The organism is Sulfuricurvum sp., from assembly GCF_019163035.1.
GTDB lineage: Bacteria > Campylobacterota > Campylobacteria > Campylobacterales > Sulfurimonadaceae > Sulfuricurvum.
The window spans coordinates 42,910-45,407 of record NZ_JAFLKV010000034.1; the positions used below are offsets into that span (position 1 = coordinate 42,910).

A 2,498-nucleotide genomic window follows, 5' to 3' on the forward strand; every position below is an offset into this window, starting at 1 on the left:
GCGGATGAAATTGCCCTGAGAGTAGAAGGGTTTTAAACTTTCTTTGGATAAAATCTCCAAATAATTAATAAATCAAGGGGCAATAGCCATGTTTGGAATGGGTTTAGGTGAAATTTTCCTAATCGCAATTATTGCGGTGTTATTTTTAGGACCGGATAAACTCCCCTCAACCATGATAGAGATTGCTAAATTTTTCAAAAGTGTCAAAGGGACAGTGAACTCTGCCAAAGCAACACTCGAAGAAGAGATGAAATTCTCTGAGCTAAAAGAGAGCGCCCTAAGCTACAAAAAAGAGCTTACCGACGCGAGTGCGGAGTTAGAGAGAATGACCAATGTTACCGAGATCGGCGCAGAGCTCAACGTCATTAAAAACGATTTAGACTTTAACACCATAGCCACCTCAACACCCTCCGCACCCAAAGTGCCTGAGGTCGTTACCTTTGCCCCAAAAGAGATTAAACCTATAGAAGAGAAGCCTAATGTTTGATGATCTTAGACCCCATTTAGCCGAACTGCGTAAACGACTCGGTATCAGTGTTGCCGCCGTTATTATTATGTCCATTTTTATGTGGAACTTTCACGATGCGATTCTCGGATGGATCACGCAACCGCTGATTGATGCGTTAACCTCCGTAGCCAAAATCTCCCCAAAAGCCGCCAAAGGGATGCTAGTGACCAAAGAGCTCTCCGAAGCCTTTTTTGTTGCCATGAAAATCTCCTTTTTTGCCGGTCTCATCGCCGCAATCCCTGTTATACTCGCTCAAATATGGCTTTTTATCGCACCGGGACTTTATGCCAATGAAAAAAAGATGATTATTCCCATCGTTGTGGGTGGAACCGTTATGTTTCTATCCGGTGCCGCATTCGCTTACTATTTCGTCACCCCATTAGGATTCGCATTTTTCATCGAATTCGGTAGTGCCTCGTTTGTCCCAATGTACAATATCAGCGAATACGTCGAGTTTTTCACCAAAATCATTTTCGGATTCGGATTAGCCTTTGAGCTTCCGGTATTTTGTTATTTTCTAGCTCTTTTGGGATTGATCGATGATCGGATGATGATCAACTTTTTCCGCTATGCCATCGTCCTTATTTTTATCATTGCCGCTATTCTCACTCCGCCGGACGTTCTCAGCCAAATTATGATGGCGGTTCCGTTGATTCTCCTCTACGGTGTCTCAATCTTGATCGTCCGCCTCGTCAACCCTGCTCCTAAAGAGGAGCCGTATATCGAAGAAGATGAAGAAGAGACGATTGACTGATCTCAACCCCCTTCTCACCTCCAGTTACCACTATGAGCTCCCCTCTGAGCTTATAGCTACCCATCCGATCCACCCCAGAGACCATGCCCGCCTCCTCGTCTATAACCGAGCCGACAAAAGTATCACCCACGCGCGGTTCGATGCACTCGAATCGTTTCTCCCCGAAAACTGCGGGATTATTTTCAACGATACCAAAGTTATCAAAGCTAGGCTTTATGGTCACAAAGAGAGCGGAGGTGCCGTCGAACTCCTCATCAACCGCCCCCACGATGCCCATACGATCAACGTCTATATCAAAGGGAGAGTGAAAATAGATACTCTCATTCTTTTCGAAGGGGATCTCAGTGCCCGTGTGATTTCCCTTAGCGATGACGGTTCTCGTGAGGTTAATTTTTATCTCAATCATACCCTCATCCGCTTTGAAGAACTCCTCCCCATTTTGGAGCAAGTGGGTCACATCCCCCTCCCTCCGTATCTCGGACGTGAAGACAACTCCGAAGATGAGCGAGAATACCAAAGCGTTTTTGCCCACCATGAGGGGGCTGTTGCCGCCCCCACCGCATCGCTCCATTTTACCGATGAGCTGTTTGATGCCGTATGCTCACGTCATCCGCATGCCTTTGTCACCCTCCATGTCGGATCAGGGACGTTCAAACCCGTAGAAGCTGAGATTATCACCGATCATCCGATGCACTCGGAGTATTTTGACATCAGTATCGCCGCACAAGAGCTGCTCCATAGTGACACCCCTCTTTTGAGTGTCGGGACGACTTCTACCCGCACGGTTGAGTTCCACGCCCGTACCCAAGAGGTCTCAGGGGAAGCCAACCTCTTTTTGCATCCGCACAACCCGCCACTACGGATCAACCATCTCCTCACCAACTTTCACCTTCCCCAATCGACACTGCTGATGCTCGTCGCTTCGTTCGTCGGGATAGAAGAGACCCATCGAATGTATCAAGAGGCAATAAAGGAACACTACCGCTTTTTCTCCTACGGTGATGCTATGCTTATTCTTTAAATTATCTCAAATTATGATAAAATAGTGATAACATAATCGAAGGCAGATCGTATGAAATATCTTAACCGCAGACATTTTTTAGGTGCCGGCTTACTCCTTGGGGCGTCATCCCTCCTTGGAAAAGAGAATCCAGCAAAACCTATCACTATCCCCCAATACACTCCACCCATTATCGCTTTCCCTGAAAAAAAGCCGATGATCACGATCTCTGATCG

3 protein-coding genes are annotated in these 2,498 nt (G+C 46.7%); all 3 read left to right on the forward strand.

Annotated elements, in window-relative coordinates:
- The first annotated feature begins 88 nt into the window (after nt 1–88).
- Genes tatB through queA form a run of 3 tightly spaced genes read left to right on the forward strand, consistent with a single transcriptional unit; the run spans nt 89 to nt 2,283 of the window.
- Nucleotides 89–487: a Sec-independent protein translocase protein TatB gene (gene tatB / locus JZU62_RS03040; RefSeq protein ID WP_295011764.1), complete on the forward strand. Its 399-nt coding sequence runs from the start codon at nt 89–91 to the stop codon at nt 485–487.
- Nucleotides 480–1,262, forward strand: coding sequence for a twin-arginine translocase subunit TatC (gene tatC, locus JZU62_RS03045; RefSeq protein ID WP_295011766.1), 783 nt, complete (start codon nt 480–482; stop codon nt 1,260–1,262). The genes tatB and tatC overlap by 8 nt, the downstream gene beginning before the upstream one ends.
- On the forward strand, nt 1,240–2,283 hold the full coding sequence (queA, locus tag JZU62_RS03050; RefSeq protein ID WP_295011768.1) for a tRNA preQ1(34) S-adenosylmethionine ribosyltransferase-isomerase QueA: 1,044 nt from the start codon (nt 1,240–1,242) through the stop codon (nt 2,281–2,283). Before tatC ends, queA begins: the two co-directional genes overlap by 23 nt.
- Nucleotides 2,284–2,498 lie beyond the last annotated feature (215 nt).